This is a genomic window from Gordonia sp. (in: high G+C Gram-positive bacteria) (assembly GCF_020438995.1).
GTDB lineage: Bacteria > Actinomycetota > Actinomycetes > Mycobacteriales > Mycobacteriaceae > Gordonia.
The window spans coordinates 15067-41042 of the sequence record NZ_JAGQTN010000061.1 but is presented as its reverse complement, the minus strand read 5'-3'; the positions used below and the strand labels follow the sequence as shown (position 1 = coordinate 41042).

Annotated in this window: 21 protein-coding genes; 6 read left to right on the top strand and 15 right to left on the bottom strand. The window is 64.6% G+C overall.

The window, feature by feature from the left end; all coding sequences use genetic code 11:
- Positions 1–4: 4 nt before the first annotated feature.
- Positions 5–682, bottom strand: a complete 678-nt coding sequence (locus KDB67_RS05260; protein WP_291013290.1) for a response regulator transcription factor — start codon at positions 680–682, stop codon at positions 5–7.
- Complete coding sequence (locus KDB67_RS05255; protein WP_291013287.1) at positions 679–1926, bottom strand: histidine kinase; 1248 nt, start codon at positions 1924–1926, stop codon at positions 679–681. Before KDB67_RS05255 ends, KDB67_RS05260 begins: the two co-directional genes overlap by 4 nt.
- 184 nt (positions 1927–2110) lie before the next feature.
- Here KDB67_RS05255 and KDB67_RS05250 point away from each other — a divergent pair, with 184 nt between their 5' ends.
- The 3 genes from KDB67_RS05250 (at position 2111) to KDB67_RS05240 (ending at position 5604) form a co-directional block, all read left to right on the top strand.
- Positions 2111–2353 carry a hypothetical protein gene (locus tag KDB67_RS05250; protein WP_291013284.1) on the top strand — a complete coding sequence of 81 codons (243 nt, stop codon included), beginning with the start codon at positions 2111–2113 and terminating at the stop codon, positions 2351–2353.
- 30 nt (positions 2354–2383) lie between these two features.
- Positions 2384–3838 (top strand): cytochrome P450, encoded by a 1455-nt coding sequence (locus KDB67_RS05245; protein WP_291013281.1) that lies wholly within the window; start codon positions 2384–2386, stop codon positions 3836–3838.
- Between the two features lie 86 nt (positions 3839–3924).
- Positions 3925–5604 carry an OB-fold domain-containing protein gene (locus KDB67_RS05240; RefSeq protein WP_291013278.1) on the top strand — a complete coding sequence of 560 codons (1680 nt, stop codon included), beginning with the start codon at positions 3925–3927 and terminating at the stop codon, positions 5602–5604.
- Positions 5605–5751: 147 nt separating this feature from the next.
- On the opposite strand, the gene KDB67_RS05235 is transcribed toward KDB67_RS05240, so the two are convergent.
- From KDB67_RS05235 to KDB67_RS05175, 13 genes are all read right to left on the bottom strand, one after another.
- Positions 5752–6978: a multidrug effflux MFS transporter gene (locus KDB67_RS05235; RefSeq protein ID WP_291013275.1), complete on the bottom strand. Its 1227-nt coding sequence runs from the start codon at positions 6976–6978 to the stop codon at positions 5752–5754.
- A gap of 50 nt (positions 6979–7028) precedes the next feature.
- Positions 7029–7706 carry a Clp protease N-terminal domain-containing protein gene (locus KDB67_RS05230; protein WP_291013272.1) on the bottom strand — a complete coding sequence of 226 codons (678 nt, stop codon included), beginning with the start codon at positions 7704–7706 and terminating at the stop codon, positions 7029–7031.
- A 69-nt stretch (positions 7707–7775) separates the two neighbouring features.
- Complete coding sequence (locus KDB67_RS05225; RefSeq protein WP_291013269.1) at positions 7776–9107, bottom strand: permease prefix domain 1-containing protein; 1332 nt, start codon at positions 9105–9107, stop codon at positions 7776–7778.
- Entirely contained in the window at positions 9104–9460 is a 357-nt protein-coding gene (locus KDB67_RS05220; protein ID WP_291013266.1) for a PadR family transcriptional regulator, read from the bottom strand. Before KDB67_RS05220 ends, KDB67_RS05225 begins: the two co-directional genes overlap by 4 nt.
- Before the next feature lie 127 nt (positions 9461–9587).
- The gene (locus KDB67_RS05215; protein ID WP_291013263.1) at positions 9588–11102 is read right to left on the bottom strand and encodes a class I SAM-dependent DNA methyltransferase; all 1515 of its coding nucleotides are present in this window, start codon (positions 11100–11102) and stop codon (positions 9588–9590) included.
- Between the two features lie 65 nt (positions 11103–11167).
- Positions 11168–11512 carry an Rpn family recombination-promoting nuclease/putative transposase gene (locus tag KDB67_RS05210; RefSeq protein WP_291013260.1) on the bottom strand — a complete coding sequence of 115 codons (345 nt, stop codon included), beginning with the start codon at positions 11510–11512 and terminating at the stop codon, positions 11168–11170.
- 82 nt (positions 11513–11594) lie between these two features.
- Entirely contained in the window at positions 11595–12599 is a 1005-nt protein-coding gene (locus tag KDB67_RS05205; RefSeq protein ID WP_291013258.1) for an Rpn family recombination-promoting nuclease/putative transposase, read from the bottom strand.
- 31 nt (positions 12600–12630) lie between these two features.
- Positions 12631–13377: an HIRAN domain-containing protein gene (locus KDB67_RS05200; protein ID WP_291013256.1), complete on the bottom strand. Its 747-nt coding sequence runs from the start codon at positions 13375–13377 to the stop codon at positions 12631–12633.
- Positions 13370–14278 carry a hypothetical protein gene (locus tag KDB67_RS05195; RefSeq protein ID WP_291013254.1) on the bottom strand — a complete coding sequence of 303 codons (909 nt, stop codon included), beginning with the start codon at positions 14276–14278 and terminating at the stop codon, positions 13370–13372. Before KDB67_RS05195 ends, KDB67_RS05200 begins: the two co-directional genes overlap by 8 nt.
- A gap of 29 nt (positions 14279–14307) precedes the next feature.
- A complete protein-coding gene (locus KDB67_RS05190) occupies positions 14308–15726 on the bottom strand; it encodes a restriction endonuclease subunit S (protein WP_291013252.1) in 1419 nt (472 codons plus the stop codon).
- The gene (locus tag KDB67_RS05185) at positions 15726–19289 is read right to left on the bottom strand and encodes a DEAD/DEAH box helicase family protein (protein WP_291013250.1); all 3564 of its coding nucleotides are present in this window, start codon (positions 19287–19289) and stop codon (positions 15726–15728) included. The genes KDB67_RS05190 and KDB67_RS05185 overlap by 1 nt, the downstream gene beginning before the upstream one ends.
- A gap of 248 nt (positions 19290–19537) precedes the next feature.
- Complete coding sequence (locus tag KDB67_RS05180; RefSeq protein ID WP_291013248.1) at positions 19538–19951, bottom strand: type II toxin-antitoxin system VapC family toxin; 414 nt, start codon at positions 19949–19951, stop codon at positions 19538–19540.
- The gene (locus KDB67_RS05175; protein ID WP_291013246.1) at positions 19944–20171 is read right to left on the bottom strand and encodes an AbrB/MazE/SpoVT family DNA-binding domain-containing protein; all 228 of its coding nucleotides are present in this window, start codon (positions 20169–20171) and stop codon (positions 19944–19946) included. The genes KDB67_RS05180 and KDB67_RS05175 overlap by 8 nt, the downstream gene beginning before the upstream one ends.
- A gap of 221 nt (positions 20172–20392) precedes the next feature.
- Here KDB67_RS05175 and KDB67_RS05170 point away from each other — a divergent pair, with 221 nt between their 5' ends.
- From KDB67_RS05170 to KDB67_RS05160, 3 genes are read left to right on the top strand one after another with little or no spacing between them, the layout of a single operon-like run.
- Positions 20393–21856 (top strand): DUF3375 domain-containing protein, encoded by a 1464-nt coding sequence (locus tag KDB67_RS05170; protein ID WP_291013244.1) that lies wholly within the window; start codon positions 20393–20395, stop codon positions 21854–21856.
- 7 nt (positions 21857–21863) lie between these two features.
- A complete protein-coding gene (locus KDB67_RS05165) occupies positions 21864–22616 on the top strand; it encodes a DUF4194 domain-containing protein (protein WP_291013241.1) in 753 nt (250 codons plus the stop codon).
- The gene (locus tag KDB67_RS05160) at positions 22610–25954 is read left to right on the top strand and encodes an ATP-binding protein (RefSeq protein WP_291013406.1); all 3345 of its coding nucleotides are present in this window, start codon (positions 22610–22612) and stop codon (positions 25952–25954) included. The genes KDB67_RS05165 and KDB67_RS05160 overlap by 7 nt, the downstream gene beginning before the upstream one ends.
- Positions 25955–25976 lie beyond the last annotated feature (22 nt).

Below are 25976 nucleotides of genomic sequence, written 5' to 3'. Positions count from 1 at the left end.
CCGATCAACCCCGGGGCGCGACCACCCCGTGATCGAAGGCGAAGACCACCGCGGCGGCCCGATCCCGCACACCGAGCGCCCGGAAGACAGCACCCACATGACTCTTGACGGTCACCACCGAGATCACCAGCTCTGCGGCGATCTCGTCGTTGGTCAGGCCGCGGCCGATCAGTTCCAGCACGGTCCGTTCGCGGGCGGTCAGCCGGCCCAGAGCCGCGGCGTCGGCCTTCGACGGCGAACCCGCGTTCCGGTAGGTGTCAAGCACGGACGCGGTGATCGCCGGATCGAGCACCGACTCACCGACCGCGACGAGCCGGACGGCCCGGATCAGTTCCTCCGCTGAGGATTCCTTGAGCACGAATCCCGCAGCCCCCGCCCGCAATGCTTCGGACAGCAACTCCTCGTCGCGGAAGGTGGTGAGCACCAACACCGGCGGCGCGCGGTGACGATCGGTCGCCAGGGCTCGCAGGCGTCGCGTGGCCTCCATTCCGCTGACCCGCTTCATCCGCAGATCCATCACGACGACGTCGGGGGAGTGCGCTGCGACGGCGGCCGGCACCTCGTCGCCGTCGGCGCATTCGGCCACCACGTCGAACCCGTCCTTACGGCGCAGGATTCGCCGCAGACCCGAACGCACCAGTTCCTGATCGTCGACGAGCAGTACCCGGATCTCCTCGCTCACGTGCCCACCCCCGCGGTATCGTCGGTTGTCCTGTTCGTGCTGTCATCGGTGTCGGCGGCGAAGACGGCTTCGACACACCAGCGACCATCGTTGACGCCGGCGCGCAGGGTTCCGCCGAGATTTCCCACCCGCGATGTCATCCCGGCCAGACCATAACCCCCGGAGACACCCGTTGGTTTGCCTTCCTTGACCGGGTTCGACACGTGCACAATGAATTTCGAATCGCGTCCGGGACCGAGGGCGATACTCACCGGCGCACCGTCGGCATGTTTGGACGCGTTCGACAGCGATTCCTGCACCACCCGGTACACCGCCAGTTCGGTGGCGCTGCTGAGCGCGACGGCGGGCGGTTGTACCCACGCGGTGACCGACGACCCGGCCCGGCGGAAACCATCGACGAGCGCGGTGATGTCGGCAAGGCCCGGCTGCGCCTGTTCGGGCGTCGACTCGTTGCGGAGCAGTTCGATGGTGCGCCGGACATCACTCATCGCCGACCGCCCCTGACGCTCCGCATCGCGCAGCGCATCGAGGGCTTCGGCGATGTCACCGTCGGTCTCAGGGTGCTGACCGGATTCGATGGCCCGGCGGGCCGCTGTCACATTCAGCAGCACGATGCTCAGCGAATGCGCCACCACGTCGTGGACCTCGGCGGCGATCCCGGCACGATCGAGCGCGTACTGCTTGGCGCGTTCGCGGCGTTCGGCATGCATCAGCTGCAGTTGCTTTTGCAGTAGAGATCCTGTGGCCCAGCCCAGTCCGATCATGCCGCCGATGATCCACCCCAGGTCCGTGGCACCGACCGCGGTGCCCGCGACCACCGCGGTCAGGAACATCAGCAAATGGACGGTCGCGAGCCTGATCGGGGTGACCGTGGCGCACATCGCCGCGCCCAGAACCAGCAGCAGCGGCGCCACATCACCGTGCGCGGCACCGGCATCGAGTGGTACGCACCAGAACAGGACCACCGCGGCGATGATCATCACCGGCATCATCGAGATGATCGGCGCCCTGGATATGTCGAGCGAGCAGATCGCCAGTTCTCCGGCGGTCAGCCACAACGCGATCACCCACACCACGCCGAGCACTATCCAGTCGGCACCGGACACACCGGACACGTACCGCTGAATCGTCGCGGATGCACAGAACGCCAGCAACGCGGCATCGGCGATGAGCACGTAGCTGGGCGGATAGTCATAGCCCAGCCTGTCGAACAGGACCTCACATCGCCCGAGCAGCCAGCGCATCGGTCGAGTCTAACCCCGGCACCGGCCCCGATTCCTCCACCCTCAGGTGGAATACCCGTCCGCCCACGGCAGGGGAACCGATTCCGCCTGAGGGTGGCTGAACTGCGCAAACATCCCTCATAGCGTGGAGATCGGACGGAAAACGCAACCCCGCGATTCCTGACCGAGGGAGAAGGAGAATCCGATGTGGTGGGTACTGATCAGTATTGCCGCGGTCCTCGTCATCGCCTGGCTCACGTACGACGGCGGAAGCCTGGACTATCGGCAGCGCGAGGCCGACGCCGCGGCGGCGGACATCGGCCGCCGCCGCCGCCATGAAGCGGCGCACTCCAAGGCGGTGGTCGGTGACCCCCGTCCCGAGCGGACGAAGATCCGGGTTGCACAGCCTCATCTTCCGGTCATTCGCCCCGCCGCCATCTACCGTTGACACCATCACGACGCGTAAGGAGTTCTGACAATGAATCTTCTGACGGCACCTTCGATCGCCGTGCCCGGCGCCACCCGGCCGTGGCATCTGGCAGAGCCGGACGACGAGTCCGGGATCGGTGGTGGGGACGATCGCGCCTATCCGCTGCACACTGACGCGCCGTCGAATGTGCGGTCGGTGCTTTCCCGGCCGTCGATGTCACCGAGTACGGTCATCCGGTCCATTCGGATTGTCCGCAGGCCGTCGGAGATGTTCTTCGCCGACGTAGCCCGCCGGCAAGGTGTCGTGCGCTATCAGGTGGCCGGCGGTCCCGGGCGGGTGGCGCTGCTGACCCATCCGGCGCACATCAAGGCACTGATGACGGCCGACCCGGCACTGGCACCGTCGGCGACCAGGATGTCACCTTTGGCGCCCATCGTCGGCTCCCAGTCGGTCCTGACCTCGATCGGGCAGCGGCATCGCCGGCAGCGGTCGATGTTGCTGCCACGGTTTCACGGTAAAGCCGTTGCCGCATATCGCGACGGCATCGACACGGCCACGGCCACCCACATCGACGCATGGCCGACAGGCGAGTTGGTGCCGGTCGCAGACATCGCCCAGCAGATCACCCTCGACGTGATCATGTCCGCCGTGTTCGGACTACCGGGCGGTGTTCCGGCAACGGATGCCGAACGGGCACTGCGTGATTCGACTTTGCGAATGTTGCGATGGTCGGCCACGCCCGTCGCCACCGTCGCGCAATTGCTCAACTCACGTTCGTCGGCACCCGTCGGGTTGACCAAGATGGTCCTGCGTCCGCTTGATCGGGCGCTCTACCAGGTTCTCGCGGAGCGGCGAGGCGAGAACGACAGCGGCCGTAACGATATCACCCAGCTCCTGCTCGATACCCGGGATGAGGACGGAGAACCCCTGCCGGACAGCGAGATCCGCGACGAACTGGTCACGCTGCTGCTGGCCGGCCACGAAACGACGACCAACGCCGTCGCGTGGACCTTCGAACGCCTCACCCGGTATCCGGACGTGTATGCCGACGCCCGCGAGGCCGTACAGGCGGGCAACGACAACTACCTCGACGCCCTGCTCAACGAGTCGATGCGGACCCGGCCCGTGGTACCGGTCGTCGCCCGGACGCTGATGGTGCCGTGGCAGTTCGGTGACCAACAGCTCGAGTCGGGGGTAACGGCGCTGGTCAGTGTCCTGTTACTGCATCATCGTGACGATCTCTACCCGCGGCCGTTCGCGTTCGATCCCAGCCGGTTCTTCGACGTCCGACCCACCGCGCACACGCTGATGCCGTTCGGTGGCGGTATCCGCCGCTGCCTTGGCGCGCCGCTGGCGATGGCCGAGATGCGCACCGTGGTCACCGAGATCCTGCGCAGGGTGGACCTGGAGACCACCGACAGGCCGGCCGAACGCCCACAGCACCGCAACGTCACCATGATCCCCGCCGACGGAGGGCTGGTGCGGGCACGCTCGGTCAGCTGAACCCGCCGTGGGACTGGTGGTAACGGACCGACGTCGGCAACTGTTAGCCTTACCGTAAATGCCGATCGTGTGCCGAGAGGACCCCCATGACTGACGCGCCGCCCCCCATTCTGCCGCTGGTGACACCAGAGACCGAGTTCTTCTGGACGTCGGGCAAGGATGGGGTGTTGCGCGTTCTCCAATGCGATTCGTGTGCGGGTCTCATCCATCCGCCCAAACCGATCTGCCCGCGCTGCCGGTCCTGGGATCAGCACGTGCAAGAGCTCTCGGGCAACGGAATCGTGTTCGGCTACACCGTCAATGAGCGGTTCGCGCTACCCGGTATCACCCCGCCCTATGTGATCGCCGAGGTGGCTCTCGATGAGGACCCGCGCGTGCGGCTGACTACCCGCATCACCGGCTGCGAACCCGGCGACGTACAACTCGGCCTGCCCGTTGAGGTGGTCTTCGATCAGCAGGGCGACACCGCCGGCGATGTGTGGTTCCCGCTGTTCCGGCCACGCACCGACGACACGGCCATCCGCGAGATCCCCGACGACGAGATCGCGCCGCAGGACTATCCGAAACGCGTCCGGGCGCGTGCGACGAGCACCAAGTTCGAGGACAAGGCCATCATCAGCGGCGTCGGCGCCTCCAGTATCGGCCGTCGTCTCGGTCGGCAACCGCTTGCTCTGGCCATCGAGGCGTGCGAACGGGCCGTCGCCGACGCCGGACTGACCTTCGACGACATCGACGGGCTGTCCACCTATCCGGGCGGCAACGCCGAAGGCGGCTACAGCGAAGGCGGTGTGACCGCGCTCGAAGCGGCACTGCGAATCAACCCGACCTGGTACAACGGCGGCGGCGAGACATTCGGGCCCGGCGGTTCTGTGGTCGCTGCGATGATGGCCGTCGCGACGGGCCTGGCGCGGCATGTGCTGTGTTTCCGCACCGTCTGGCAGTCCACCTCCGACGACTGGATCAAACAGGGCCGGGCGCCACGACCGGCGATGGGACGGGCATCGGGACTGATGGGCTGGTCGATGCCGTTCGGCGCGACGTCGGCGGCACACACCCTCGGCCAGACCGCGCACCGGCATTTCCACAAGTACGGCACCACCAAGGAAACCCTCGGCTGGATCGCCCTCAATCAGCGCGCCAACGCCGCCCTCAATCCCGAGGCGATCTACCGCGATCCACTCACCATGGACGACTATCTCACCGCCCGCACCATCACCACCCCGTTCGGACTCCTCGACTGCGACGTACCGTGCGACGCGTCGATCGCCGTCATCGTCTCGGCCGCCGACACCGCGCCCGACCTTGCCTCCAAGCCGATCCGGGTGGAGGCCGTCGGCACCCAGATCATGGAACCGTTACCGTGGGATCAGTCCACATCCACCCACGAGCCACAGGTCCTGGGCCCGGCCTCGCACCTGTGGACCCGCACCGACCTCACACCCGCCGACGTCGACATCGCGCAACTGTACGACGGCTTCAGTTTCAACTGTCTGTCATGGATCGAGGCACTCGGCTTCTGCGGCATTGGTGAGGCGAAGGACTTCCTCGACGGCGGCCACAACATCGCCCGCGACGGGATTCTGCCCCTCAACACGCACGGCGGACAGCTCTCCCACGGCCGCACCCACGGCATGGGCCTTCTGCGTGAGGCGATCGTCCAACTCCGCGGTGACGCGGGCGAGCGGCAGGTCGCCGGCGCCAAGGTGGGCGTGGTCTCCAGCGGCGGCCTCACCCCCAGCGGCGTGATGCTCCTACGCACCGACTGATCCACCAACTGCAACCGAATGCCCCCTCAACCGCGAGGCCGAAGCGACAGAGAAGCCAGGTACCCCTCTTGATCCCCGAGGCCGAAGCGACGCAGGAACCGGGTACCCCTCTTGATCCCTGAGGCCGAAGCGACGCAGGAGCGAGGGTCACGAAGGGTCCGGCGACCCGACACGCATTCCCGGACCACCGTTCAACACCGCAGCCAGCACAACCGTCACCGCCGTAGACACCCCGATCACCACCACGAGGCCGGTGATGCTGTTCTCGGCGCCGTGCCCGACGAGCGATCCGGCAAGCGCCCCGCCGACGAACTGAGTCGCTCCGAGCAGGGCCGCCGCGGCACCGGCCCGTTCGGGGTGGCTCATCAGGGCGAGCGCGGCGGTGCTGGGCGCGATGAGTCCGTAACCGGTCGACAACGTCGCGAACGCGACCAGAAGAACCGCGAGTTGGTCGGTGGCGGCGGCGATCAGCAGCAGCGCTGTGGCCACAGTGAAGAACCCGGCACCCACGGCGATGCGCAGCCCCGGGCCGCCCACCCGAATCCAGCGCGCACCGGCCATCAGACACAGCCCGTTGATTCCGAAGACGATCGAGAACATCTGCGGTGACAGACCGTGAAGGGTCTGCAACGCGAACGGGGAGCCGGTGATGTAGGCGAACAGTGCACCGAAGGCAGCGGCCGAGGTCAGGATCACCGCGATGTACCGAGGATCGTGCAGCAGTATCCGGTAGGAACGGAACGCCCCGGGCAGCACCCCGCCGATACCTCGGTGTTCGGGGGCAAGCGTTTCCGGCACCCACAACATAGTCGCGATCGCCAGCAGCACCCCGATGACCACGAGGGCGGCGAAGATGGTCCGCCAGGAGCCGACGAGCAGGATCGCACTACCCAGCAGAGGAGCGATGATCGGTGCGAGGCTGACCACCACGGTCAGCACGCCGAACAGTTCGACCAGCCGATGCCCCGCCACCCGGTCGCGGACGATGGCACGTCCAATGACCACGCCTGCCGACCCGCCGAGCGCCTGCAGGAACCGAAACACCGCCAGCAGAACAACATCGGGCGCCAGCACACACAGCAGTGACGCCACTGTGAACACGGCCGTACCGGCCAGCAGCGGCCCCCGCCGGCCGTATCGGTCCGAGAGCGGCCCCATGAGGAGTTGCCCGAGTCCGAGCCCGATCATCGACACCACCAGCGTGATCTGGATTCCGCTCGCGCTGGTGCCCAGGTCGTCGGCGGCGTCGGGAAGGGCGGGCAGGTACAGGTCGGTGGAGATCGGCGCGAACGCCGACAGCGCGCCGAGGATCACCAGCAGGCGACCCCGGATTCCACCGTCGGAGGGCCAGTCCGCGCCGTCGTTCAATCGCATAGCTCACGCTAGCGACCGGTGGCCGGGCTCAGCGAAGCACCCCGCTGGGCTCACTCGAACGCCGACAGAACCTTCGCGACGAACTCCTCGGTGGCGGACTTGGTGACACCCGCCGCGTGCAGGGGCCCGTCACCGTTCTCGGTTTCGAGCAGGGCGAGCAGGATGTGTTCGGTTCCGACGTAGTTATGGCCCAGACGCAGCGCCTCCCGGAACGTCTGCTCGAGAGCCTTCTTGGCGTCGGCGCTGAACGGTACCAGCGCGGGTGGATTCTCCGCGGGACCCGGCAACTCCAGCTTCTCTGTGAACTTGTCGACGGTCACCCCCTGAGCTTCGAGGGCTTTGGCGGCGATACCGTCGGGCTGCGTGAACAGGGCCACCGCCAGATTGGCCGGTTCGATGAAGGCGATCTTGCGGGTCTGTGCGTCGGTCAACGACGCGGTCACCACCTTCTGCGCACGCGGCGTGAAGCGGCTGAAGTCCTGTTTGCTGTCCTTGCCCGGCACGAACCGCTTCTGCGCCGCCTGCCGGGTCACCCCGAGCGCTTCGCCGATATCACTCCACGACGCCCCCGAACGCCGGGCCTGGTCGACAAAATGCCCAAGCAGATGGTCGGCGAGGTCACCGAGATGCTGAGCCGCCAGCGCGGCGTCCTGCAGTTGGTCGAGTGGGTCGTCGTGGACCTTGACGATCGCCGAGATGAGGTCATCGAGTTTGATTGATTGAGTCATGCCGTCAACCATAGGTTGACACACTTCTTTCGTCAACCAGAGGTTGACAAGTACTGATGTACCTTCGTTTCACGCCCAGCTGAACAGCGGTCCCCAGGCGATCACCACCACGGCCGCCCATGCGGCGTACACCGGCAGGTAGGCGGTCTGCCAGCGTTCCAGCACCGCGACCGGACGATTGCCACGCACGAAAGCCAGGCCGAGCCGAGCCGACTCCGCGAGGTTGACCAGCAGGACGACATTGAGACACAGGGCGGCCGACCGGTTCGCGGTCAGCCCCAGTTCGGCGATCCGGCCGGCCATGGCGATCAGAACGACGAGGTCGACGACGATCGCCGTCACCACCAGCGCCACCTGCAGCCAGTCACCGAGACCGGGCGGGGCTTGCGGAGGCCGCGCGGACACCGCGTACAGCCACAGTGCCAGAACCAGCACCAGAATGACCGTCATCAGGATGAGCAGTTCGCGGTCGACGTCGATCAGGTCGGGGTCCGCGGCGAAAGCGATGAGCAGGGCCACTAGCAGCAGGATGGTCAGCGGTGAGAATACCCGCGCCAGCACCGGTGCGATGTTCTCGATGACGTTCTGCTTCGACTCCACCAACCACGCCGCGATCACCGTCGCCCCAGCCGAACCAAACGGCATGATCCATTCGGTCACAACATCTTCGACGTCGATGCCGACCGCGTGGAAGGTGCCGACGGTCAGGCCGATGAGCAGACCGCCACCGGCCGCAAGAAGGAAGTAGTACACCACCCACTCACCGGTGAACCGGACGAAGTCCATCCGGCGGCGCCCAGATCTCCAGTCACCGCCGACGTAGGCCACACCCATCAGCAGCCACAGGAATACCGGGGCGTGGATCGACGCCAACACCAACGTGTCGCCCGGATCGTCGTCGAAGGGGTAGACGGCCAACAGCACGCCGAAGGTTACGAATCCGATCGCCGTGATCGCGATCGCCGAGCGCGCCATGCCACGCTTCCACGCGAAGAAGCCCGCGAGCCAGGGGAGTACGAGCACCGATGCGAGCCGGACGGATACGTCCTCGTCCAGCCAGGCCAGTCCCGTCCGCAGCGTCACTGCGGCGCCGACGGCCAGGACGATCGCCACCCACAGGTCACGGCGCCCAGACCCGGACTCACCGGTGTCGTCCGACCCTATGACCAGTTGCTTCCACAGCCGGTCGGAGTGCTCCCGGGCGTATTCACGCGACAGGTCGTCGATGCGTCCCATTCGTTTGACCGCGACCAGAAACGCCTCGTCGTCCGCGAGTCCGAGGGCCTTGAGGTCGTCGACCTGCGAGCGCAGGTGCTCTTCGAGTTCGGCGATGTCCTCGCTTGCGAGGACGGACCGTCGCTGAACGTAGCCGCGCCACTGCTGGATGTGTTCTTCGCTCATGGGTTCAACGCCTGAGGAAGTGGGCCGATGTGCCAGACACGGTCCAGGACCTCACTCACCACGGCCCATTGGTCCTGTCGTTCGGCGAGGGTTCGGCGTCCGGCATCGGTGAGCGTGTAGTGCTTGCGCCGCCGGCCCTCCCCGGACGTCTGCCACGACGACTGCACGTATCCGTGCCGCTCCAGACGGTGCAGCAGCGGATAGAGCATCCCGTCGGTCCACTCCAGATTGCCCCCGGACAGCTCACGGATGCGCTTGAGGATGGCATAGCCATACGACGCGCCTTCATCGGCGAGGATTCCCAACACGAGTGGCGTCGCCGAGGCCGCCACCAGGTCCTTGTCGATGTGCACGCCAAACCTCCATACCTAGAACTACAAGGTAACAGTACCTCGGACCTCTAGGTATCAGGACGAGTGGTTGCTCATCGCAGCTTCGCAGGGCGTGATGTCATCGAGCCACTCACCGGAAGGTGAAGGTTCAGTTGCGGGCGGCCACCTCCGCAGCCCTGGCTGCCAACGCGTCGGCCACTGCGGTGAACTCGGCGAGTGCTGCGGTCAGGTCCTCGACGATCTCCTGCGCAATGATCTCCGGCGGTACACCGTCGTCGGCGTCGGTGAGTGAAGGGTCTTTGAGCCAGGTGATGTCGAGGTTCACCTTGTCCCGGGCGACGAGGTCGTCGTAGGCGTAGGCCTTGAAACGTTCGGATTCGACTCGTGCCGAACGGTCGTCGGCGTTGAACGCATCGATGAACGACTGTAGATGCTCGTCACGCAGCGGTCGCTGTTTGAGGGTGAAGTGCTCACCGGTGCGGAAGTCGTACACCCACAACCTGTCGGTCCATGGTCGGTTCGGCCGCGCCCGTTTGCGGTCGAAGAACAGCACGTTCGCCTTGACGCCGCCCGCGTAGAAGATGCCGGTGGGCAGACGCAGCAGGGTGTGGACGTCGTATTCGTTGAGCAGTCGCCGGCGAATCGTCTCACCCGCACCACCCTCGAACAGCACATTGTCGGGCACGACGACCGCCGCTCGCCCGTCGATGGCGAGCAGTGACGCGATGTGCTGAACGAAGTTGAGTTGCTTGTTGGTGGTGGTGACCCAGAAGTCCTGCCGGTTGTACGCGACATCCTCGCGTTCGGCGCGCCCATCGTCACCGACGACGGTGATCGATGACTTCTTGCCGAACGGCGGATTGGCCAGCACCATCGACGCGGTACGGGACGGCTTGGTGGCCAGCGCGTCATGGACATCGATCACCGGTTCGCCGGTGGCCTGCCCGATGCCGTGCAAGAACATATTCATGGTTGCGAGCCTGGCTGTGCCGTCTACCAGTTCGACGCCGCGCACTGTGCGGCCGTCACTCAGCGCCCGGCGCTGAGCCGGTGTCATCGAGTCACCGTGATGATGGGTGAGATACTCGACGGCCGCCAGCAGGAATCCGCCCGTACCGCAAGCCGGGTCGATGATGGTGTCGGCCGGGCTCGGGCGCATCACGTTCACCATGGCGTGAATCAGCGTTCGCGGGGTGAAGTACTGTCCGGCACCGGATTTCACATCCGACGCCGACTTCTGCAGAAGGCCCTCGTAGGCGTCACCGTTGAGGTCACCGCCGATGCTCGACCAGTTCTCCGAGCCGATCAGGTCGACGACCAGCTTCCGGAGCAGAGCGGGCTCCTGAATCCTGTTCTGCGCCTTACGAAAGACCACACCGAGGTTGGTGGTTTCCTTGCCGAGCTCGCTCAGGATACGGCGGTACTCCTCCTCAAGAGCCACACCGTCGAGCTTCGCAAGTCGTTCCCACGAGATGTCGAGTTCGGGCGGAAGGATCTGCACCGGGTTCATGAAGTTCTGCTGACGTTCGTCGGCCATCTTCAGGAACAGAAGGAAACTGAGCTGTTCCACATAGTCGATCGCCGACACCCCGGCATCGCGCAGGACGTCGCAGTAGCTCCATAGTTTGTCGACGAGGCGACGAAGTTCAGCGGCGTTACTCACGTGTCGAGGGTAGCCGCAGGCCACCCGCTCGATGTCCACCGGTTTCCCACGGGACATTTCTGCGGTCATCGACGACCTGATGGCGGTCCCAGATCCGGACTTGGTAGCGAAGCATCCGCAAACGCCATCAGGTCGTCGGGGCTGCTCTGATGTTCTACGAGAAAGTACAGGTAGGCGTCGTCGCCGTCGAAGGTGGTGCGGAACAGCAGATCGCTGTGCACCTGGCGCAGGTTGTCATCGACGAACGACACCGCGACCGGCTCGAGATGATCGAGGTCGATGTGCGCGGCGACTTCCGCCGACAACACCGACCGCAGTTCTGATCCGGCGTGTTTGGGGTCGCCGAACACCCGCCGGAACAACCTGTCATGCGGCTGATACGCCCGCTCACCCGAACCTCCGCTGATCACGAGTAACCATACGTGCCAGTACTGACAAATCAGTCCGAGCGCCGATGCCGACAGGGGCGGGGACAGGACGGCTCAGCAGATGTCAGTCGACGACGGCGCTGATCGAGTTTGCTCCACGCGCGAAGCGGGTGCTCCAGTCTGCGATCTGGCTGGCCGTGGCGTGTTCGATTCGGAGACGGGTGTCGTTGTCGAGTTCGCCGAATCTGGCTTCGAGCATGGCCACCAGTAGCTGTGACTGTCCCAGACTGATGCCTTGACTGATGCCCTGCTCGATGCCTTCTTGGCGGAGTCGTTGTGCTGTGGTCACGGCGGCCTCCTTAGCTTCTTGGCCCAGTTGCGCAGCGAAGTGCGTGATGTCGTCGGCCTGTGTTTCGCCGACTATTAGAAGATACGTGAAGAACACGACGAGCAGGGCTGGCTCCGTGTCGGCGACGGTCTGCCAGTCATCGAGTGAGGCACGCAACGTCGTCGTGACGTCGGCGTCTTTGGATGCCGGTCCCAGCAGGAGCGCGGCGATTCTTGCCGCCGGGGTCAGTGGCCGCGCTCGCATAGCAGCCTCGTCGACGACGGTCAGGTCGTCAAGGATGTACCGCACGTGGGGTAGAAGGTCGGCGAACGCGGTGGCGGCGTGGTCGCTGACCTTGATGATGTCGGCGATGTCGGTGGGGGCGGTCCAGCGCCGATGGCCTTGGTAGAGCACTACCGGCACGATCATTGGTAGGCCGGTCTTGCCCGAAGTCGTGGGTTCGGTCTTGAGGTGGCGTTCCCAGATGCGGACTTGGTAGCGCAGCATCCGGAAGGCCATCAGGTCGTCGGGGCTGCTCTGGTGCTCGATGAGAAAGTACAGGTAGGCGTCGTCGCCGTCGAAGGTGGTGCGAAACAGTAGATCGCTGTGCACCTGGCTCAGGTAGTCGTCGACGAACGATGCTGCGACCGGCTCGAGGTGTTCGAGGTCGATGTGTGCGGCCACTTCCGCCGACAACACCGAACGCAGTTCTGATCCGGCGTGTTTGGGGTCGCCGAACACCCGCCGGAACAACCCGTCATGCGGCTGATGTGCCGATTCACCCGAACCCCCACTGGTCATGGGAACAACCATACGGTCCAGTACTGACAAATCAGTTCGAGTGTTGTTTCCCACCTCGGACCCGTGCCTCGATTCGACACAGCAAACGTAGGTGCGGTTGCGCGTCTGCAGTGACGCGTTCAGCGATGACGCTCAGTTCGTCGACTCTGGCTTGGAGGTCTTCGAGGTCGTTGAGGAGCCAGTCGGGAACGTAACCCACGGCGGCGCCACTGGCGACGCACACGAGTTGGGCTCGCCCGTTCTTGGGATTGTCGGGTTCTGGTCGCAGCCGCAGGCGGTCGCCGTCCCGAACACGTGCAAGGTGGGTGCCATCGGCGTCAAGGTAGCGAACGCCTGAAGCCAGGAATCTGCTGACGACGACACCATCCGCATCGGCCATCAGGTCATCGACGAGATGGAAGGTGTCAGTTGCCCTGGGGCCGCCGGTCCGGGCCAGCAACTCCATCGGAGTGTCGACGGCGTCCGAGTCGATGCCGAGCGCGTGCAGGTAGCTGGTGAACGACTCACGCTTGCGCGACATGAGCCGGTTGACGAAGAACGCCGGCAAGCCGGTTGACACGTAGGTGCGTTCCATGTCGGGGAACTGGGTCAGTGGGTAGAAGTCATCGGTGGCTCGGGCGCTGGCGGTGTATTCAAACGCATACCGGCCGTCAACGAGCTCGAACAGGGTGCCCACCCGCACGAACTGCCGTGATCCGGGGTTCTGCCAGATCAGGAAGAGACGCCTGGCCACGCTGACATCGGCGACGGTAGCCACCCTGCAGGAAGCGCTAGTCACCGTCGAGGATCCTTTCCTTGTTGAGATGGAGAAGCTTCACTGCGAACTTACGCGCCGGGTCTGACAAATAGTCGGCGGGCACACTCGCCAGTAGACTTGCCACCTCATCGTCCGTGACCGCTGCGAGCTTGGCAATCCAGAAATCGCGCGCTTCACGGTCAGCCAGGCCCAGCGCCGTTGTAGCGAGATCCACAAGCCCAGGTCTGCCGTTGAAGTGATGGCTACGACCACGCCGCGCCCACTTGACCAGGCGGTTGCCGTCGAGTGAGAGGTTTCGAGCCTCCGCTTCTGCTACTTGGAAGCCGAGTGCGTTCCCATGGTCAAACGATGGCGCGAGGCTCAGTTCCCCGGCTCGCTCAATGACTGCCCAGTTCTCATGATGACGATCACGTCCAGCGACCCACGCGTCGAGCATTAGGTAACCGGCCCAGGCATCGAAGGCGGTTGTGATCGGTGCCCCGCACGACGTGGGTGCGGCAATTCCATCGAGCGCTCTGCGCACCGCATCGATCGTGTAGCGGTGGTACTCGCGTTCGGCGGTCGCGTCGTACTCCGGGTCTGTGAGCGTGAGCAGTTCGTTACCGTGAACGAGGCGATCATCCGCAGTGAGTACGGAACGCGACAGGACTCCTCGCTGCCCCTCGTGGGTTGCCGGGATGGCCGTCGCGGAGGGAATTGACAGCATGGTCGCCAAATGATGGACCGCCCACTCGACCCAATCCTCACCCATTGTCCGGCCTTGCGGCGCCCGCGCATACTTGAACAAGCAGCGACGACCGTCGGGGTCGACAACCCAGAATTTCGCTTTCGTTCCCAGCGGCTCGTCTGCCGTTTGAGGTTCGTCGGTGGTCGTTGCCACTGTCCAGGCGTCTACTGCTTCGACGTGCCATTCGTAGGACATCGATCACCTGGCGGTCCGGTAGTGTCGACTCATTTCGCAGCTGCCTTCCGCCGGCGCCGGGGCGGGGCGGCGGGCTGATGGTTGCGGGTCCGTTCGAGAGCGACACCCGCAGGTTCATCAGTTGGGTCTTGGTCGACGAGCCGGCCATTGAACGCCGAGCGTAGGAGCGCGCTGCGGAGAGTCGTGGATCTCGACCGCGACGTTCGCTGGGCGATATTTGCGTGTTCGAGCGCAAGTATTGCAGCGTCAAGTTCTTCCAACAGTACTTCCTGAGTCCTTAGTGGAGGCACCGGCAGCGACAATTCTCTGCACGTCGACAATGCAATATTAAATTGTCCTGCCGTTGCCTTGGCGGTGCTCTTTAGGAGACGAATAATAAATGGTGAACGCAAGCACAATGCAAGCCAGGATGGGTGAATCGAATCACCGGCACGGAAGGAGACAATCGCCTGATTTGTGTTCCATTCCGGGTAACTATCCGGCACTACGGCACTCTTACCGAGTGGTGGTCCGACAATATTGGTAACAACATCTCCCGGTAACGCAATCGACCGTTTCAGTTGCCCGTAGTGGGTGTCACGCGATACAAAGGTTGGATTCTTCGTGAAGTCAACCCTGCCCGCAGGGTCGATGTTGTATACTTTAAGGAAGGGTATCTCACCCTGGCCTTGCTGCATGAACTCAGATTTGGGTGTCGAGCCAGAGTTGATAGATTTACACAGGTCGGCAGCGAGTTTCCATGACCAACCCTGGGGAAGCGAAGGAAGTCCCTGGTAGTCGAAGCGGTTGTGTTTGCCCTTCAGATCAGAGGCTGGCGCACCACTGATGGGAGTGCTCGTGGCAACGCCGAGGACCGTATGATCCACGAGTCTCGATATCAACAATTCCGCACGACGAGCTGCCGATACAAGAGTCAGTTCCGCAGCATCCAGTCGGGAGAGGTGGTCTTCAAGGGCCTCGACGATGCGGTGTTGCTCAGGGAGTGGGGGGAGGGGAATCTGAGTCGCAGCGAACCCGCTCGCCGAGATTTCTTTGAACGTCGACCCGCTTGCGCGACTCTCGATCTCGGGCGTGACGTACTTCAGTAGCCAATACAAGAACCTGCTGTCGATCAATGGCCGTGGGACTGCGGTCTTACAACCTTGGTTGGTCGCTACCGGCCCTGATGTGATTGCGATGTGCCCAATTGGGGCACGTGAGCTGAAAACAACAGAACCCGATGGAAATGTTCGTGCTGAGCAGGATTCATAGCCAAGCGTTGATAGGCTACGACGACCCGACCCGATAAACTTAGTCGCCTTGTTGCGAGAAAGGTCGTCCGGAGTCACCCACGCGACTTCATCACCCCAGTACTCGGCTACTTTGGTCTTTGGAGTCGCTCCTGAACCGATGTCTGCTACGTCCCCCAGAGTCGTCCACGCCCACCCCTGCGGCAGCTCCTGCTCCATCACGCGATCAGTTCCGTGTTCAACTCGTCGAGCAACTGTAGTGCTTCCTCTCGGGTGGTGATGTTGAAGTCGGTGGCGAAGCGTTGGCTGCCGCCGAGGTCGCTGAACGGGATGTGGTCGAGGTCGGTGATCTCCACGGCCATGTTGGTTTTGACGACGTCGCTGATGATGTCGAGCCAGCGGCGTTGCCTGTCGGTGTAGTCGACTCCGTGACGGTGCTGGTCGGACAGCCAGTGCGCGAGTTTCTCCTCGACTGTGGAGGCGAACGGCTGAATCTTCGACTCCGTTCCTGCACCGGAGTCTTTGGCGAGTTCGTGGCGCAGGATGGTGACCAGGTCGGGTACGTCGACCTTGTGCCCGGGATCTGCCAGTTCACCGAGGTCGGCGTAGGCACGCCACAAGGTTTCGATGCTGCCGATCGCGGGAACCCTCGCTACCCGCTCGGCGAGGGCTTTGAGTTCGGCGTAGGTGGGGCGTCCCGGCGCGCTGCCGTGCAGGATTTGCAGCACGGCGATCTCGTCGCGGTGTTCGGCAAGGTACTCGCGGAACGAGCGGACCGGTTCGTGGGCTCCCTCGCCGTAGGGGATGCGGTCGGTGCTGATGAGGGTGTCGGCGTTGACCTGGTCGAAGATCAGATCCTTCTTGCGGCGCAGGTCCAGGATCGCCTGCCGCAGTTCCGGATTGCTCGACAGCGGGGCCACACCACCATGGATTTGTGCTGCCACCTCGTCTTTTCCGCCGCGTTTCTCGGCAGCCAGCACGGCGTCGGTGTCGCTGGCGTCGGCGACCTGTTTGGCGATCTCGCGTAGTTCGACTCCGCCGGCGATCTCGGCCAGTTCGGCGGCTTCGGCGGCGTCCATCTGAGTGGCCAGCTTCGCCAGCCGCATCGCCAGGCTCGATGCCTCGTCGGGTGTGATCGTCAGATTCGCGGCCTTGTTCAGCAGCTTCTCCAGTGACACGCCGGGTTCACGTTCCATCGGCGTCGCATCCACCAGTGGTGATTCGGTGACGCCGACCGCGTCGACGATGACGAAGCGGTCCTTCGTGACGCCCTTGGCCACATCCGGGGTCAGCGCGGCGTAGTCGTCGGTGCCGATGATGCGGGAGCCGCGGCCCTTCATCTGCTCGAAATACACTGCCGACTGCACCGATCGCAGAAAGAAGACGCACTCGATGGCGCGCACATCGGTGCCGGTGGCGATCATGTCGACGGTCACCGCCACCCGCAGCGACGGGCTGTTGCGGAAGTTCTGCAGTAGGTGCTTGGGGTCCTTGCCCTCGGCTTTCGACTTGTAGGTGATCTTGGCGGCGAACTCGGCGCTCTCGTTGAACACCTCCCGCACCTGTTCGACGATCACGTCGGCGTGTGCGTCGGTCTTGGCGAAGATCAGCGTTTTGGGGACCGCGGACCTGCCCGGGAAGACCTCGGTGTAGAGCCGGTCCCGGAACGTGGTGAGCACCAGCCGGATCTGGTCTTCGCTGATCACGTCCCGGCCGATCGCATTGCCGGTGTAGGCGTAGTCGTCGTCGAGTTCGACATAGCGCTGCGCGCGGGTGCGGCGATCGCGGACCGGTACCACCGTTTTCGCTTCGATCCTCGCGCCCTGTTCGGTGATCTGTGTCCGGATCCGGTACACGTCGAACGGCACGTTCACCCCGTCGATCACCGACTCCTCGTAGGTGTACTCGCTGACGAGGTTCTGGTCGAAGAAGCCCAGCGTCTGTTTGGTCGGGGTCGCGGTCAGCCCGATGACCGGTGCGTCGAAATAGTCGAGCACCGCACGCCAGCGGCCGTAGATGGACCGGTGACATTCGTCGACGATGACCAGATCGAACGTCTCCGGTGGCACGTTCACGTTGTAGACCACATCGACCGGTGACTCCGGTTCGAACGTTTCGCCGTCCGCGTCGTCATCGACATCGGCGTCGGGGAGCTCCTTGCCCTGTAGCAGGCCGTACAGCCGTTGGATGGTGGAGATCGCGACATTGGTCGACCCGAGGACAGTGTGCCCGGCGAGGCGCTGCACGTTGTAGATCTCGCCGAGACGGCGGCCGTCGTCGATCGGCACATAGTTGTCGAACTCGGCCTGTGCCTGCTCGCCCAGATTGTTGCGGTCGACGAGGAACAGGATCTTTGCTGCGCCTGCGTGTTTGATCAGCCGGTAGCTCGCGGTAACCGCGGTGAAGGTCTTGCCCGCGCCGGTGGCCATCTGGACCAAACCCCGGGGACGATTGTCCTTGAGCGACTTCTCGATCCCGGTGACCGCCTGGATCTGGTTGGGCCGCAAACCCTTCGGGTCGAGTGTGGGGAGGTGCTGCAATCGGGCGCGGAAAGTCGGCGCGTCAGGCCGCTCGTCCGCCTGCTGCATCCAGGACCGCACCGTCTCCGGCTTGGCAAAGGTGAACACATCGCGTGAGCGCGGTTTCGGGTCGAGGCGGTTGGTGAACCGGGTTTCCGCACCGGTGGATTCGTACAGGAACGGCAGCGGTTCGTCACGTCGCCAGGCGGCGAGCTGATCCTCCTTGCGTAGTCCCACCGAGTATTTCGCGGTCTGCTGCTCCACACCGATCAGTGCGGTGCCCTCGCGTTTGGCCTCGATGACGCCGACGATCTTGCCATCGACATACAGCAGGTAGTCGGCGAAGCCGGTGGAGAGCCGGAACTCGCGTACGGCGACGCCGATGCCCGCAGCGGTATTGAGGTCGCCATAGTCCTGGACAACCCAGCCGGCCGCGACGAGTTGACGATCGATCTCCCGGCGTGCCTGCACCTCGTTGAGTGGCGGACGGCGCCGGAAAGCCTGCGAGAACGAGTTCCCCGCCGCTGCCGATACCTTCGCCGTGTCCTGGGTGGCGAGCGCGCCTGAACTCTGTAGGGCAGAGAGCTTCTTCTCCAGTGCGGCCAGTTTCGCGGCGACCACGGCTTCTCGTGCCTGCGCATCCGCAAGTGCCTTCTCGGCCGCCAGACGTGCTTCCGACTCGGCGGCCTGCGCGGATTTGGTGGCATTGAGCACGGTCAACGTCTCGGTCAGCTGCGTATGCGACTCGGCGAGCCGGCGGTTGATCGCGTCCAGCTGTTGCTGATCCTCGCGTCCGACCACTGTCGGCTGAGTGAGCGGCCGCGGTGCGATGAAACTCCGTGGACGCTGGTCGGCCGGAGACAGCGCAAGGTACAGCAGGTTGCCGAGTTCCCAGCACTGTTCGAGGGCCACCAAAGCAGCACGAACGTTGAACAGGTGACTGTGGGTGGCCTCGTTGCCGATCTTGCGGATGCTGTGCAGGGCGTCGGCGGCGCCGGACGTGAGAACCCCGGCACGTTCGAGGGTGGTAATGCGCTCGACCTGTCTGGATCCGTCGAACCGGGTGCCGCTGCGTTGAATCAGTTGCTCGGCGAGTACCTCACCGAACTGCCGGCACTTGATGAGCGCACCGTTCGGGTCGGTGTAGACACCGGACTCGGCACCCGCACCGTAGATGGCCAACAAGGGCTCAATCGGAGCGAGGACACCGAAGTTCACCGACTGCTTGGCGGCGTCGATCAATCCCGGATCGACAGTGTGCATTCCGCCCCCAAAACCTGCTGCGTAGTTCCGCTCCGTATCTTAGACGGCTCGCCTACACACCCAGTAGCACCAGGATCGACATCGTCTTTGACAGCGTGCTAGCCACCGCAGCGTCATCTCACCGCCGCGTCCATCAGGCAGGCCATCGACCGCTGGATGATAGTTACAAAACATCATCATGACGTTGTGATTGATTCATAGGCTCATATTGCGCGAGTACGGTATTTGCCTCATTGCTGTCGCGGTTGTCAGGTGTCAGGGGTGACGAGCACCACCTGGGGAAACGATGTGGCGTATCGGCCCAGGTCGCGGGTGAGGAGGCGATGGCCGGACACACCGGCATGCGCGCCTATGTAGAAGTCGGGTAGTGGTGTCGGCCGGGTGCCGCCCCGGCGCCGATATGCGAGAAAGGCTTTCCCGGCGAGGAAACCTGCGGACCAGGGGAGCGCCTCACGGATGAAGTAGTCGGTGGGCAGGAGGGCGTCGAGGTCTTCGATACGATCGAAGCCCACTGATACTTCGGCGTAGACGATCGGATTGATGATCACCGTGCCGCGGTCCATAGCCTCGGCGAGCGCTTGCCCGGACCAACCCGACCACACCGGATCATCGGTGAAGACGTCGAGCAGGACATTCGAGTCAACGAGGGTCGATTCACTCATCCCGAAGCAGTTTCATGAGTTCGTCGGTGGTGTATGCGGTAGTTGCGCGGCCGCGCATACGGGCCACCATCCGCTCACCGCGAGAGACGGCGGGAACGGTATGCACGATGCGCAACGTGTCGCCGTCGGCGATCACGTCGACCTCATCGCCCTCGACGAATCCGAATCGGTGCCGCAACTCAGCGGGGATGGTGACCTGACCTTTGCTGTTGAGTCGCACCGTGACCTCCTAGATAGCGTGTGTCGCGTACTACGTCTGACCCAGGATACGCCGGAACGGGTCGCTTGATCGAAGTCAGCAGGTGGTCAGCTATCGCTACTGAAGATCCGACAGTCGAAGTCGTCGGAGGTGTGCAGGAACTCGCACACTGCGAGGGTCTGCCGGCGGGACGTGGGAGACTACGCGGGGCAGTTTTACGTCAGCGAGCTGAGGTGGTGATGATGAGCGACGAACACGCGACCCTGACGCAGGCGTGGCAGGACAACCGGACGATCCAGAAGTCGGCGGCGGTGCGGCTGTTCGCGGCCACCAACTCCGCCCTGTACGTGACGCTGATGGAACGGCACCTCGACTTCGGGGCACGGCTGGCCGAACCCGAGCTGGCCGTCCGCCTCGAACGGGATATGACCGAACTCGACGCCGAGGACACCCCGACCGGCGTGGAGCTGATCAAGCTATGGGCGCGCAACGGGTGGCTGCACCGGGTCACCGACACTTCCGACGCCGTTGCTCCCAACATCTGTTACCTGACCGCCGACGCCCGGTCCGTCCTCGACTTCATGCGCCGGCGCCGCCGCGAGGACTCCGTGGCCACCGGCGGATCGATCAATGGCATCGCCGCCGGGCTGCATCGGGTGGCCGGGCAGGTGGCCGGTGATCCCGACCAGATCCGCGAGGATATCGAAAACCAGCTCGCAGATCTCGACGCCGAATTGGCCGATCTCGACGCCGGGGTCCGCCCCGAACCCGACCTGCGGATCGCCGCCGACGAGGCCCGCGCCATCGCCTACCAGATGGAACAGGTCATCTCCGACATCGCGCAATACGGCACGATGCTCGACCGCATCACCACCGCACTGCTCGACGACCCGAGCGACTCCGACCTGGCCTACCGCGACCGGCAACGGCAACTGTTCGACGACTACGAAACCCTGCTCGGGTCGTCGCAGAGCGCGTCGTATCACGCGTTCACCCGGATGATCCAGGATCCCGACCAACGCGCCCGGCTCTCGGCCGACATCGACACCGTCACCCGCAGCCTGCCCGACATGGAACCGGGTCTGCGCGCGGTGATGACCGACTTCTTTCCGCTGATCACCGAACAGATGGCCGAGGTGGGCCGCACCCGGCAACGCTGCGCCCGCCGCATCCGGCGGTTCGTCGCCGCCGGCACCCTGGAACAGAGCCGAGGTATCGCCCGGCAACTCAACGATGCCCTGGCCACCGCGAACGAGCTGCTCAAGGCCTCGCTCGCCGACCGGCGCCTGGGCTACGAGATACCGCTGGCCACCCCCGACCTCACCTCCATCGGCCGGGTCGCATTCGAGATCCGCGACCCGGCACCACCACCGCCCGCACTGCCGGGAGACACCGGCGGTGACCTCAGCTCATTCGCTTCCCTGGCCGGTCAGGTGGACACGGTCGAGCTGACGGACCTGGTCAACCGTGCGGTCGCCGACGGTCCGGTCGCATTGCCCGATGTCCTGGGCCGCCTCGACGAGGCGTATCTCGCGCACGTCATCGTCCTATGGTCGCTGGCCCTCAAACAGCCCGGCACCGCGCCGACGACCACCGAGATCGTGCGATTCCAGTCCTTGGAAGGTGACGACCGGATCATCGAGATCCCCGCCCTGATGTTCTCCGAACCGATCCCGACCGCCGACATCCTGATCGACGAGGTCTGAGGTACCCATGACCGACACCACCACCGATGTTCCCGACGAGTTCGCCGGCTACGACGACCTGCCCGCGGTACCGCTGACCTCCGCCGACCACGGCCCCAAGGTGCCGCGTTTCGACGGCGACGTGAGCGCACTGCCCGACCGGGCGTGCTGGGCGCTGCAGAACCTGCTGACCCGCCGCCACATCAGCGGTGAACGCCAGCCCCAATTGTGGTCGTGGGTGGCCGAATTCGCCGATGTCCTGCGCGTGCGGCTGTCCGAGCTGGACCTGCGGCTGCGGATCGTCGACGAGTTGCAGATCGCGTTCGTCGAGCAAGTCGGTTATGAATCTCGTTGGGGCCGAAGGCTGCTCAAACGCGAGACGATCAACACCTACGACGCTATCCTGGCGCTGCACCTGGCCAAGTACATGCGTGCCTCGCGCGAGGACAATGTGCTCATCACCCGCGAGGACATCCACGAGATGTTCGCCGGTGTCTCCAACACCATCGACCGCGACCTGGCGGCCTTCGACAAACGCATCGACCGTGCCGTCGACAAGATGGAGGAAATGGAGTTTCTGCGGGCTCAGCGCGATGACCCCGACACCTTCGTGCTGAGCCCGGTGATCACGGCAGTGATGACCGCCTCGGTGATCACCGACCTGCAACGGCAGTTCGAGCAGTTCATGTCCTCCGGCGACCAAGCCGACGACTCCGACAGCGCCCCGGATACGGACGCCGGTAACAACCGCCCGGACACGACCGAGGGAGCGGACTGGTGAGCACTATCGACCAATACCACCTGTCCCGGCTACAGCTGATCAACTGGGGCGTGTTCGATGGCTATCATTCGATTCCGTTCAGCGCCAACGGCGCACTCATCACCGGCTCCTCCGGCAGCGGCAAATCCTCTCTGCTGGACGCGATTTCGCTGGCGTTTCTGCCCGATCACCGGCGCAATTTCAATGCCTCCGGCGATGCGACGGCGGCAGGATCGTCCAGCGGCAAACGGACCGTCGGCAAGTATGTGCGCGGGGCGTGGGGGGAGCGGCGCAGCGGGACGAGCGCCGGCCGCGAGATCATGTACTTGCGCGGTACCGGACCGGCGTGGGCGGCGATCGCTGTCACCTACACATCCACCTCCGGCACGTCCATCACCGGCCTGGTCCTCAAATGGCTTGCCGCCGGCAAGCTGACCGACGCCGGCAGTTCGTACTTCATTCACGACGGCGACACCGACATCGTCGAGGTCTGCAACGAATGGGCGTCGGCGGGGTACAACACCTCCCGGTTCCGCGACCGCGGCTGGCGCGGCGGGCCGGGGGAGGGCAAATACCTCGCCACCCTGTACTCGCTCATCGGGATTCGCGGCTCCGATGCGGCTCAGCAGTTGCTCGGCAAAGCGAAATCGCTGAAAAGCGTTGGTGGCCTTGCCCAATTCGTGCGCGAGTTCATGCTCGACGAGCCGCGTAGCGTCGCCGGGATCAAGGATGCGCTCGACCAGATCGATCCGCTGGTGCAGGCCCGCGAATTGCTCGACGTCGCACGCCGCAAACGCACCATTCTCGGCAATATCGAGGAGGTCCAGGAACGGTACGCGGGGGAGTCGGCCACATTCAGCGTGCTCGACACCATCGACACCGACGCGGTGCGCGCCTACCTGAACAATCTGCGGCTGCGCACCGCCGGGCCGGAAATCGCTGACCTTGACGATCAGATCGCCCGCCTCGACGGTGACCTGAACTCACTGACCGCCCAGCACGATCAGTTGCGCGCCGACCACAGCAACCTGCTCTCGCGGATATCCACCTCCACCGGCGACCTCGCCCCACTGCAGGAGCAGCTCGCGGCTGCGCAGAAGTTCGCCGGTGAGGTGGCCATCAAACGCACCAACTACGAACATCGCATCGCCGCACTGGGTTTCGAGCTTCCCGATGACGGTAGCCAGTTCTGGGAACTACGCGACCAGCTGATGGACGACGCCACCCGCATCGACAGTCAACTCGAGGCGGGCAAGGCGCAGTTCGCCGAAACCCTCGCCCACGAGGTCGCCGTCCGCGGCCAGCGTGATGCGGTCGCCGCAGAACTCCACCGCGTCGAGCAGGCCGGGTCGACGCTGCCGCGAGCCGAACATGAGATGCGGCGCATGCTCGCCAACCACCTGCAGATCGACGAATCGGAATTGCGGTATGTCGCCGAACTGGTGGAGTTGCGTCCCGATGCGGGCCGCTGGCGTTTGGCGGTGGAGAAGGTGTTGCGTGGCGCGGGGCTGCGGCTGCTGGTGCCCGACGAGCATTTCCGGGCCGCGCTGCGCTATGTCAACAGCCACGACATGCGTGGGCGTATCCAGCTTCATCATGCCGAACAACACCCGATGCCCACCCCCGAACCGGGCACCCTCGGGGCGATGCTGCGCGCTGTCGACCCCGACCATCCGTGCGCCGCCGAGGCGCTGACCATCCTGGCACGGCTGGGAAACCATGTGTGCGTGGATGATCCGGCAGAGTTCCGCAATCATGCCAAGGCTGTCACCGATCAGGGCCTACGCAAGGATTCGGCCAAGCTGGCCGTCAAGGACGACCGGCAGGCGTTACGGCCGTCGCAGTACATCTTCGTCGGCCACGTCGACTCCAAGATCACCGCGCTGCGTGAGGAACTCGATCACGAGCAGCGCCTGTATGACGCCGCCCATCAAGCCAGCGCCGACCTGGACCGGGACCGTACCGAACTGCAACAGCGCCGCGACGCCTACCGACGGGTGTGTGAGCAGTTCACACAGTGGAGCGAGATCGACACCGACACCGCCGACGACCGTGTCGACGCTCTCACCGATCAGTACGAACTGCTGATGGATGCCAATCCTGATGTGGAGGCGCTGCAACGCAAGGCCGAGGAGATCTGGGAACAGGTGCGTGGGGCCATCTCCCAGGCAGCGTTGGTCCGCGACAAGATCGCCACCCACGACAAGCGGCGCACCCAGCTGCTGGACCTGACCGACCGGCTGACCCACGAACCCATCGCCGACCAGGCCGCCGCCACCCTCGACGGTTTCCGCGAGGAATCGGCGGCGGTACTCGATGTGCTTGCGCCCGAACCTTATCGGCAGGAACTGATGAAGGCGGTCAACCGGGACCGCGACCGCATGCGGGCCGACGCCCGGCGCTCTCGCGACGAACTGGCCCGCATCGTCGCGAGCTACGACGAGGAGTTCCCCGACGCCATCCCCAACGACAGCGACGACTTCGACGAACGCGTGCACGACTACGTGTCGGTGTGCCGCCGGATCGACGAACGCGAACTGCCGTCGGCCTACGAGCGGATGCGCCGACTGATCACCGAGCAGGCACCGGGCGCAATCCTGAGCCTGCACATGGCCGCCGACGCCGAGGAACGGCGCATCGTCGAGCAGATCGAACGCGTCAACTCCGGTCTCGGGTCGGTCGCGTTCAACAGCGGCACCCGGCTGCGACTGCAACCAGGGCGCAAAACCCTGCCCGCCGTGGCCGAACTCAACGAGAAGGCCCGGCAGATCTCCGCCCGAACCGCCGCCGTCAGCTTCGGCGACGAACAGGCCATCCTCGAGCAGTACGCCGACATCCTGTTGCTGCGCCAGCGCCTGGCCGGCGACTCCCCCGAGGACAGGGCCTGGACCCGCGACGCCCTCGACGTGCGCAACCGGTTCGACTTCTACTGCGAGGAACGCGACGCGAGCAGCGGGGAGGTCATCCGCACCTACAGCAACGCCGGCGACAACTCGGGCGGCGAGCAGGAAAAGCTAATGGCGTTCTGCCTGGCCGGTGCGCTCAGTTTCAATCTCGCAGCCCCCGGCAGCGACGACAACCGGCCACTGTTCGCCCAGCTGATGCTGGACGAGGCGTTCTCCAAGTCCGATCCGCAGTTCGCCCAGCAGGCACTCTCGGCGTTCCGCAAGTTCGGTTTCCAGCTCGTGATCGTCGCCACCGTACAGAACACCAGCACCATCCAGCCCTACATCGACAACGTGGTGATGGTGTCGAAATCCGAGGGCGTCGATGGCCGGCCCACGGCGTCTGCGCTGTCCACCTCGATCCAGGGTTTTACCGAGGTACGGCGCACCAACGCGGGCCGGCTCCCGCTGTAGCGCGGGAGCCGGCCGGCGAGGT

Bases quoted from the DNA above. Each gene is read 5' to 3' on its own strand.
- KDB67_RS05255 (WP_291013287.1), bottom strand. From the start codon at position 1,926: ATGCGCTGGCTGCTCGGGCGATGTGAGGTCCTGTTCGACAGGCTGGGC.
- KDB67_RS05235 (WP_291013275.1), bottom strand. From the start codon at position 6,978: ATGCGATTGAACGACGGCGCGGACTGGCCCTCCGACGGTGGAATCCGG.
- KDB67_RS05245 (WP_291013281.1), top strand. From the start codon at position 2,384: ATGAATCTTCTGACGGCACCTTCGATCGCCGTGCCCGGCGCCACCCGG.
- KDB67_RS05195 (WP_291013254.1), bottom strand. From the start codon at position 14,278: ATGTCCTACGAATGGCACGTCGAAGCAGTAGACGCCTGGACAGTGGCA.
- KDB67_RS05185 (WP_291013250.1), bottom strand. From the start codon at position 19,289: ATGCACACTGTCGATCCGGGATTGATCGACGCCGCCAAGCAGTCGGTG.
- KDB67_RS05190 (WP_291013252.1), bottom strand. From the start codon at position 15,726: ATGGAGCAGGAGCTGCCGCAGGGGTGGGCGTGGACGACTCTGGGGGAC.
- KDB67_RS05170 (WP_291013244.1), top strand. From the start codon at position 20,393: ATGAGCGACGAACACGCGACCCTGACGCAGGCGTGGCAGGACAACCGG.
- KDB67_RS05250 (WP_291013284.1), top strand. From the start codon at position 2,111: ATGTGGTGGGTACTGATCAGTATTGCCGCGGTCCTCGTCATCGCCTGG.
- KDB67_RS05225 (WP_291013269.1), bottom strand. From the start codon at position 9,107: ATGAGCGAAGAACACATCCAGCAGTGGCGCGGCTACGTTCAGCGACGG.
- KDB67_RS05205 (WP_291013258.1), bottom strand. From the start codon at position 12,599: ATGACCAGTGGGGGTTCGGGTGAATCGGCACATCAGCCGCATGACGGG.
- KDB67_RS05165 (WP_291013241.1), top strand. From the start codon at position 21,864: ATGACCGACACCACCACCGATGTTCCCGACGAGTTCGCCGGCTACGAC.
- KDB67_RS05180 (WP_291013248.1), bottom strand. From the start codon at position 19,951: ATGAGTGAATCGACCCTCGTTGACTCGAATGTCCTGCTCGACGTCTTC.
- KDB67_RS05240 (WP_291013278.1), top strand. From the start codon at position 3,925: ATGACTGACGCGCCGCCCCCCATTCTGCCGCTGGTGACACCAGAGACC.
- KDB67_RS05230 (WP_291013272.1), bottom strand. From the start codon at position 7,706: ATGACTCAATCAATCAAACTCGATGACCTCATCTCGGCGATCGTCAAG.